The organism is Lentzea aerocolonigenes (genome assembly GCF_000955955.1).
In the GTDB taxonomy this organism is placed as follows: Bacteria; Actinomycetota; Actinomycetes; order Mycobacteriales; family Pseudonocardiaceae; genus Lentzea; species Lentzea aerocolonigenes_A.
Genome location: NZ_JYJG01000221.1, coordinates 1 through 8,866, shown reverse-complemented (window position 1 = coordinate 8,866; position 8,866 = coordinate 1). Strand labels below are relative to the sequence as shown.

The 8,866-nt window shown below is 68.8% G+C and carries 5 protein-coding genes; 2 read left to right on the top strand and 3 right to left on the bottom strand.

What is annotated here, in order from left to right; translation table 11 throughout:
- The 3 genes from UK23_RS26885 to UK23_RS26875 all read right to left on the bottom strand — a co-directional run.
- On the bottom strand, positions 1-2,287 hold a 2,287-nt coding region (locus tag UK23_RS26885), incomplete at its 3' end, for a phosphatidylglycerol lysyltransferase domain-containing protein (protein WP_156213401.1).
- On the bottom strand, positions 2,284-3,507 hold the full coding sequence (locus UK23_RS26880) for an alpha/beta hydrolase (RefSeq protein WP_196777908.1): 1,224 nt from the start codon (positions 3,505-3,507) through the stop codon (positions 2,284-2,286). The genes UK23_RS26885 and UK23_RS26880, both read right to left, overlap by 4 nt.
- Positions 3,508-3,672: 165 nt before the next feature.
- Positions 3,673-4,611: a maleylacetate reductase gene (locus tag UK23_RS26875; RefSeq protein WP_045314433.1), complete on the bottom strand. Its 939-nt coding sequence runs from the start codon at positions 4,609-4,611 to the stop codon at positions 3,673-3,675.
- Positions 4,612-4,712: 101 nt separating this feature from the next.
- Here UK23_RS26875 and UK23_RS26870 point away from each other — a divergent pair, with 101 nt between their 5' ends.
- The gene (locus UK23_RS26870) at positions 4,713-6,563 is read left to right on the top strand and encodes a Xaa-Pro dipeptidyl-peptidase (protein ID WP_045314432.1); all 1,851 of its coding nucleotides are present in this window, start codon (positions 4,713-4,715) and stop codon (positions 6,561-6,563) included.
- 39 nt (positions 6,564-6,602) lie between these two features.
- Complete coding sequence (gene recQ / locus UK23_RS26865; RefSeq protein WP_045314431.1) at positions 6,603-8,603, top strand: DNA helicase RecQ; 2,001 nt, start codon at positions 6,603-6,605, stop codon at positions 8,601-8,603.
- Positions 8,604-8,866 lie beyond the last annotated feature (263 nt).

Sequence of the window (8,866 nt, the reverse complement as noted above, 5' to 3'; positions counted from 1 at the left end):
AGGGCTGGAACTTCGCCTTGAACGCGAACAGCGAGCGGAACCCGTACACCGGCTCGAGCACCTGGCCGGTGAGGTCGAGGACGCGTTGCAGCGCCCTGGGCCGTTCACCGCGGTCCAGGCGGGCCAGTGGTGCGCCGGACAGGCTCAGGAACCGGGCACCCTCGGTCTGAAGTTGTTGTGCGGCAGAGGCGATCAGGAACTCCATCGAGCCGCGGAAGCCGTTCGCGCGGCGCCGCATGAAGTCGAGCGTGTACCCGATGACCTCACCGTCGGCGTACACCGGCAGCCAGCTCGTGATGCCGTGCACGGTGCGGTCGCCGTCGACCGCCAGCAGGCAGCGGACACCGTCGCCGGTCAGCTCTTCCAGGCCGCCCAGCGTGAAGCCCATCTCCGGCAGGCCCTTCTCGGCCACCCACTCCGCCGAGATCGAGCGGATCTGGTCCGTGATCGCGTACGGCGCGTCGGCGTACGTGCACCACTCGGCCGTGATGCCGGCCTTGGCGGCCTTGTTCAGGGCCGTGCGCACGTCCTGCCACTTCTTGCCGGTGAACGCCAGCGTGTCCAGTTCGATCACGGTGTCCTCGGCGACCTGCACCGCCGACCACCCGAGACCTTCCACCGCCTCCCTCGTCTCCGTGCCCACGCTGTACAGGCAGGGCGTCCACCCGTTGCGGGCGCAGAACTCCGCGAACCCGCGCACGGCCTCGACCCGCGACGGGCCGATCGGGTCGCCGACCGTCAGCGCGATCGTCGCCACCACCCGGTACGCGATGGCGTTCTCACCGTCGGGCGTGAACCAGTACTGGTTGCCGCGCCACGTCGTCATGTACGACAACGACGAGCCGCCGTAGCGCCGCATCAGGTCGCGGGCGTGCGCCGCCTCCTTCTCGCACGACGTCGGCCACGCGCGCCACGACGCCATCAGCAGACCGGCCAGCACGATCAGCCAGAACACCACGCCCGTGTACTCGAACAGCAGCGTCCCGACGAACCCCTCGGAGGAGAACTGCAGCGGCACCAGGCCGGGCAGGTAGCCCGGCGGCAGGAACCGCGTCGGCAGGTCTGCGAGCAGCTCGGCGAAACCCGGCTCCGGCGAGAACTGGCCGCGGACCAGGTACCCGCCGAAGACGTACAGCGCCGACAGCAACGCCACGCTGCCCAGCGTGAACCGCCAGAACTTCCGGACGGCATGCCGAGGCAGACGCACGGCGAAGTGCTTGCGCGTCAACAACAACACCACGGTGATCGCGAGCGGTGCGAGCATCGGGACGCTGTAGGAGAACACGACCTCCACCGCGCCGATGTCCGGAATCCGCGCGGCGTCCACGACATACCATCCGATGAACGCGGAGTACGCCACGTTGCACACCAGCGCCGACCACCACGCGAACCGCCGCCCGCGCCGCAACCCCTCCGCCAGCACGAGGAGCAGCAACGCCGGCAGCAGCGACATCACGAACGCGGGGAACCTGCCGTAGGACAACTGGATCATCATCGTCCGGCACAGCTCGACCGTGTCCGCGCCACCGCCGCACACCGCGTCGACGTCGTCCTGCGAGGGCTGCACGACCGCCACGACGTCCGCGAACCACCACAGGGGGCCGTTGGGGAACGGCGACATCATCGCCACCACCGGCCCGAGTGCCGACGCCGCGAGCAGCAACGCCACCAGCACGCGGGTCTCCTGGAGCGAACGCTGCGTGTGCTCAGCGCCGCGCTTCAGGAACAACGCCCCGATCAGGAGTCCGGCCACGCCACCGGACAGCCGGAGCACGTCTTCCAGCCAACCTGAGTACAGTGTGAGCACCAGCACCGACAAGATCATCAACAGTCGGACGCGGCGCCTCCACAAGGGCGGCAGCCGGAACGTGAGCGCGAGCGCCAGACCCACGCCGCCGATCGACGGCCCCGCCGCGACCTCGCCCACCAGCGACTCGAGCCACGACCAGTGCACGTCCCGCCCGAGCAGCACCACGCCGAGCCCGAAGAACGAGCCCAGCACGTGCGACGTCAGGAAGATCGCCGCCGTTCGCAGCGCGCCGAACGACCGCTCGGCCAGCGGCCCGAAGGCCAGCAGCAGCACCGTGGTCGCCACGTAACCCAGCAGGTCCATCGACCACAGCGCCGAGCTCAGCACCGTCCACAGCGGAGCGTCGCTGCCGAAGCCGACCAGCCCGAGCAGCTCGTCGCTCGCACCGCCGATCGCACCGGTCAACGCCCCGACGGTCCAGAAGACGATCAGGAACGTGCACGTCAGAGGTGCGGTGCGGAACAACCTGCCGATCAACTGGCCAGCCCTGTTCGTCGCGCGAGCCACGGCAGAGCCCCGTAAAAGCCCTCCCGTGCCATGTTCCAGTCGTGACCCGACGGCGTTTCTTTCCACTGCACGTCCATTCCAGCCTTGCGGCAGGCCTCGAACACCTCGGCGTCCGCCTTGCGGTACGTGGCGTCGTCGCGGCCCGCGACGATGATGCCCGCGGTCTGCGGGAAGCGTTGGCGCGCAAGGATGTCCATCGGGTTGACCCGGTGGAACGCAGCCTCGTCGCCGCCGAAAGCCGCCTTCACGGTGTCCTGGCGGGTGCCGAGTGTCGGCTCACCTTGAGGAGCGAGGGCGATGAAGTTTCCGTACACGTCCGGCGCGCGCACGGCGAGCTGCACCGAGCACGTGGCGCCATGGGAGAAGCCCGCGATGGTCCACGCCTCGCGGCGCTCGTCGACGGTCAGCCGTTGCTTGATCCACGCCGGCACGTCGCGCGCCAGGTACGTCTCGGACTGCCCCAGCCGGGAGTCGAGGCACAGCGGGTTCGCCGTCGTCGTACCGAGCTGGTCGGCCACCACCACGATGGGCGCCAGACCCGCGTGCTCGCGCGCGTAGGTGTCCATGTTGTCCGTGATCCGGCCGCCGTCGAACCAGTCGCGCGGGCTGCCGGGCTGGCCCGCCATCAGCACGATGACGGGCAGCTTCGGGCGCGGCGTCGCGTGGTACGCGGGTGGCAGGTAGATCCAGGCCGGACGTGCGGGAAAAGCACCGGGAATTGCGGTCTCGGACACCGTGCCCTTGTCCGGCAGGCCGTCGGGTTTCTTCCACACGTCCGTGAGCGTCTTGCCCGGCGGCACCTCGATCACGCCGGACGGGGGTGGCGAGGCCTCGTGCAGGTCGACCCGGTCGTTCCTGAAGACGTCCAGCACCGCGCGCGTGGTCGGGTACTGGCCGAAGTGCTCGTTGGTCGCGACCATGGCGCTCGCGGTGACGCCCAGCGCCAGCACCACGTTCAGCACGCTGACGTACCACCTCGCCGAACGCAGCCGGACGGCCGCCAGCGACAATGCGGTCAGGGCAGCCCCGGCCCAGACCGCGAGGATCGCCGGCAACGGTTCCGGCCAGGGTTTCCACACGTGGTCGACCACGTAGCTCAGCGCGAACACGACGACGACGCACGCCAGCACCACGATCGGCAGAACCCTGGTCCACCAGGTCCGGTTCTTCCTGATCGCGAGGTATGTCAACGCGCCAGCTGCGGCAACGGTCGCGGCGGTGGGGATCGGTCCGTGTAGCAGAGACAGATCCAGGGGGCTGAGCATGCCTCTATTTCATCAGCAGATCTTCAGGTCCACATCGGAGATTGGTCTTGATTCAGAGGTGTGAACATCAGCCTAAAGAATGACAACTCATCAGTCGGCTGACGCGTCGCGCCACGCGTTCGTCAGCACCCGCAGTGCGTCGGGGTGTTCGGCGATCTCCGCGGCGCGGGACAAATCGGACTCCGCCATCCCCAACTCCCGCAATGACGTCGCCGCGCCGAACCGAGTCGCCGTCTCGTGGATCCGTTTGGCCAAATCGGCGGGAGCCGTGTGGGAGAGCAGCGCCGTGTGTGTGGCGGCGTGCGGCAAACCGAACGAACCACCCAGAACGTGCGCGAGCTTGTGGTGCAGCCCCATCGGGACGCTGGCGAGGCAGGTTCCCGCGAGCCACGCCGACCGAAGCAACTCGGTCCGCGCGTCCACAGTGGACGGATTTCCGGCCAAAGCGTGCAAAATGCCGTCGATCGCCTTGGTTGCGATCGCGTCGATCAGCGGGTTCTCGTTGCCTCTCGCCGTGACGGCGTGCGCGAGAGCGTTGAGCGCGCTTGTCACCGTGACGTCCAACGGCAGGTCCAGCGTGAGGTCGACGTCGTAGATCACGGTGTTCGGCTGGACCGCCGCGTCGCGCCGCGTCTTCTTCAGCCCCGACGCCGTCTCGCCGAGCACCGGCGTGACCTCGGAGCCTGCGTAGGTCGTCGGAATGACGATCTGCGGCACGCCCGCGCGCACTGAGAGCGCCTTCGAGAGCCCGGTGCTCGACCCGCCGCCGACCGACACCACGCAGTCCGCGCCGTGTTCGTGCAACAACGCGAGCGCGCGCTCCGTGACCTCGACCGGGGTGTGCATCGTCGCGCCGGTGAACCGCGTGGCGAGCAGCGGACCGAGTTCCGCCGCGATCTTGTCGCCGCCGTGCCGGGCGATCAGCAGCACTCGCGTGGCGCCGAGGCGGGAGGCCTCGTCGCGCATGGAGGCAGCGGTACCGCGCCCGAAGACGACGCGGCTGCTTGCCGGTTCGAAGGTGAAGCTCACGAAGGTCGAATATTCGCCACCGGGCGTAGTTGCCGCAACCGCTGAGGGTCAGTCCTTTCGGCTCTGACGGGTGACATCGTCACTCCTTAGCGTGAAACTCCATGAAGCGTGTTCGTGTTGTAGTGGCGTTAGCAGGAGCCCTGACCCTGACGCCAATCCCTGCCACAGCGGCGACACCGGCGTTCTCCCTGTCCGGCGGCGTGTCCGCACCGATCCACTCGATGGCCGACGCGGTCCGCGAGACCGTCTACGTCGACACCGGCCTCGACGTGGACGGTGACGGCACCCCCGACCGGGTGACCGCGGACATCATCAGACCCTCCACGACCGGGCGCGTGCCGGTGATCATGGAGGCCAGCCCGTACTACCAGAGCACGGGTCGCGGGAACGAGTCCGAGATCAAGACCTTCGACTCCGCCGGCGTGCCGGTGAAGTTCCCGCTCTTCTACGACAACTACTTCGTGCCGCGCGGCTACGCCGTCGTGCTGGTCGACTTCCTCGGCACGAACCGGTCGCGCGGCTGCGTCGACGTCGGCGGCCAGTCGGAGATCACCTCCGGCACCGCCGTGATCGACTGGCTGAACGGCCGGCGCACCGGCTACACGTCCCTGACCGGCTCGACGACGAAGGCCGCCTCCTGGTCGACCGGCGCCGTCGGCATGATCGGCAAGTCCTGGGACGGCTCGATCGCGAACGGCGTGGCGGCCACCGGTGTCGACGGGCTGAAGACCATCGTGCCGATCGCGGGCATCAGTTCCTGGTACGACTGGTTCCGCTCGGACGGCGTCTCGTTCACCGGCTTCGGCACCCCGACCAGCCTCGGCTCGGGGTTCGAGAACTCCAATGCGCGCTCACGGTGTGGTGCGGTGCGCACGCAGATGACGAACGGCGCTCCGTCGAACGGCGACTACACGGCGATGTGGCAGGCACGTGACTTCGTGCGCAACGCCTCGCGCGTGAAGGCGTCGATCTTCGCGATTCACGGGCAGAACGACCTCAACGTGAAGACGGTGCAGTTCGGTCAGTTCTGGGACGCGGTGCCCGCGTCGGTGCCGAAGAAGCTGTGGTTCTCGCAGACCGCCCACGTCGACCCGTTCGACTTCCGGCGCGGTGAGTGGGTCTCGACGCTGCACCGGTGGTTCGACCGCTGGCTGTTGAACGTGCCGAACGGCATCGAGAACGAGCCTCAGGTGTCCGCAGAGCGCGCGCCGGACCAGTGGGCGGACGACCAGACGTGGCCGCCCGCGGGAACCGTCAGCACCGTGCTGCGCCCCTCTTCTTCGGGTCTCGGCACGGCACCTGGCACCGGCACGGCCGCGTTCACCGACAACGGCAGCGGCACCCCGTCGAACTGGCTCTCCGGTGCGAACACCGGACGGGCGATCTACTCGACAGCGGCGCTGACGTCGGACCTGCGCATCGCGGGCACGTCGTCGATCACGGTGGGCGTGTCGTCGTCGACGCCGACCGCGCACCTGACGGCGTACCTCGTCGACTACGGCCCGGCTCGGGTGCGGACCGGCGAGGGCATCCGGACCCTGACCACCGAGTCGTGCTGGGGTGAGAGCCGTACGGGCGATGACGCCTGTTACAAGAACACGGAGGCGACGGCGGGCAACGTCGACGCGCAGGTCATCGCGCGCGGGTGGGCGGACCTCGCGAACTACGCGTCGCTCTCCACCCCGCGCGCGATCACGCCGGGAACCAAGTACCGCATGACGTTCCGACTGTCCACAACGGACCATCTGATCCCCGCAGGCCACCGGCTGGGCCTGCTGATCGCGGGAACCGACTCGAGCGCGACCACGCGTCCGAGCCAGCTGCCGAGGTTGACCTACGACCTGGCGGACACCTCGGTGCGCGTGCCGATGAAGGGCTCGCTGCCGTCGGCATCCGCTGATCCGATGACCGCGTTCAGCGTTTCCGCAGGTACGAAGGGCACGTTGGGCTAGCGCCCTGGACTGTCGGTGCGGCTCGCTAGCATCGGCGGCATGGGTTCAACAGGCGGTGTTGCTCTCGAAGACGCGCTGCAGGTCCTGCAGCGCGTCTTCGGGTACCCCGAGTTCCGCGGTGACCAGGCCGACATCGTCGAGCACGTGATCGCGGGCGGCGACGCGCTGGTGCTGATGCCGACCGGCGGCGGCAAGTCGTTGTGCTACCAGGTCCCCGCCCTGGTCCGCCCCGGCACCGGCGTGGTGATCTCGCCGCTCATCGCCCTGATGCAGGACCAGGTCGACGCCCTGCGCGCCCTCGGCGTCCGCGCGGGCTTCCTGAACTCCTCGCTGTCGTGGGACGAACGCCGCATGGTCGAGGCGGAGTTCGTCAACGGCGAGCTCGACCTGCTCTACCTGGCTCCGGAACGCTTCACGTCCGAGGCCACCCTGCGCCTGCTCGACCAGGGCGAGATCGCGCTGTTCGCGATCGACGAGGCGCACTGCGTCTCCCAGTGGGGCCACGACTTCCGCCCCGACTACCTCTCCCTGGCCCAGCTGCACGAGCGCTGGCCGAAGGTCCCGCGCATCGCCCTCACCGCCACGGCGACCGACGCCACGCGCAAGGAAATCCTCACGCGCCTCGACCTGGGCGAGGGCCGCCAGTTCGTCTCGAGCTTCGACCGCCCGAACATTCAGTACCGCATCGTCGCGAAGAAGGAACCCAAGAAGCAGCTCCTCGACCTGCTCCGCACCGAGCACACGGGCGACGCGGGCATCGTCTACTGCCTCTCGCGCGCCTCCGTCGAGAAAACGGCCGAGTTCCTGGTTGCCAACGGCATCCCCGCCCTTCCGTACCACGCGGGCCTCGACGCCCAGGTCCGTCAGCGCAACCAGGCCCGCTTCCTCCGCGAGGACGGCCTGATCATGGTCGCCACCATCGCGTTCGGCATGGGCATCGACAAGCCGGACGTCCGCTTCGTGGCCCACCTCGACCTCCCCAAGTCGGTCGAGGGCTACTACCAGGAAACGGGCCGTGCGGGCCGCGACGGCCTCCCGTCCACCGCCTGGCTCGCCTACGGCCTCAGCGACGTCGTCCAGCAGCGCAAGATGATCGAGTCATCAGAAGGCGACCTGGCCTTCCGCCGCCGCTCCCAGGCCCACCTCGACGCGATGCTCGCCCTCTGCGAAACCATCACGTGCCGCCGCACCATGCTGCTCGACTACTTCGGCCAGACCGGCATCCCCTGCAACAACTGCGACACCTGCCTCACCCCACCGGAATCCTGGGACGGCACGGTCGCAGCCCAGAAGATGCTCTCCACGGTCTGGCGCCTGCGCAAGGAACGCAACCAGAAGTTCGGTGCGGGCCAGTCGATCGACATCCTGCTCGGCCGCAAGACCGCCAAGGTCATCCAGTTCGACCACGACCAGCTCAGCACCTTCGGCCTCGGCGAGGACCTGAACGAGAGCGAGTGGCGGGGCGTGGTCCGTCAACTCCTGGCCCAGGGCCTCCTGGCCGTGGAAGGCGAGTACTCCACCCTCGTCCTCACCGAAGCAAGCGCGGAAGTCCTGAGCCGCAAACGCGAGGTCCACCTCCGCAAGGACCCGGCCCCAGCCCGCACGACCACCCGAGCAGCCGCCTCGAGCGCCGCCGCCAAGCAGAAGGTCGACCTCACCCCGGAGGCCACCCCGCTCTACGAGACCCTGCGCGAATGGCGAGCCCAGCAGTCTCGCGAACAGGGCGTCCCGGCCTACGTCATCTTCCACGATGCCACCCTGAAGTCCATCGCCGCCAGCCGCCCCGCCTCCCTGTCCGCCCTGGGCGCGGTGAGCGGTGTGGGCCAGGCCAAACTCGCCAAGTACGGCGAACAGATCCTCGAAGTGGTAGCAGGCGGCACCCCCACCTCGACCACGTCACCCGCCACCACCGAAGAGCCCCCAAAACCCAAGCCCAGGCCCAAAGCCACCCCACAAGGCGCCGCAGCCTGGGGCTCCGGCACCACCGACGAAGACGAGTGGCCAACCCCGGAAGAACCAGACGAGCCGATGGACTGGTAACCGACAGCCGCCACCACCCACACGCCCCGGCACGCCCTCGCATCGCCCCGCATGCCCCGCCCGGCCCGCATGCCCCCGCATGCCCCGCGCGGTCACGCGACGCCGGAGGCGAGCCCCCGCATGGCTATCCGCAAAGCCGCAGGCGAGCGGCGATGGCGAAGCCGAGCCGAAGAGAGCAGACGACCAGAAGCAGCGGTGATGACCGGCGGCCGACGTGTCAACGTGCCCACGCTGCAAGCGATTGGGGCTTGACTTTGGGAGCG

What these genes read in the sequence shown, in the direction of transcription:
- recQ (WP_045314431.1), top strand. Translation starts at nt 6,603, where the DNA reads ATGGGTTCAACAGGCGGTGTTGCTCTCGAAGACGCGCTGCAGGTCCTG.
- UK23_RS26870 (WP_045314432.1), top strand. Translation starts at nt 4,713, where the DNA reads ATGAAGCGTGTTCGTGTTGTAGTGGCGTTAGCAGGAGCCCTGACCCTG.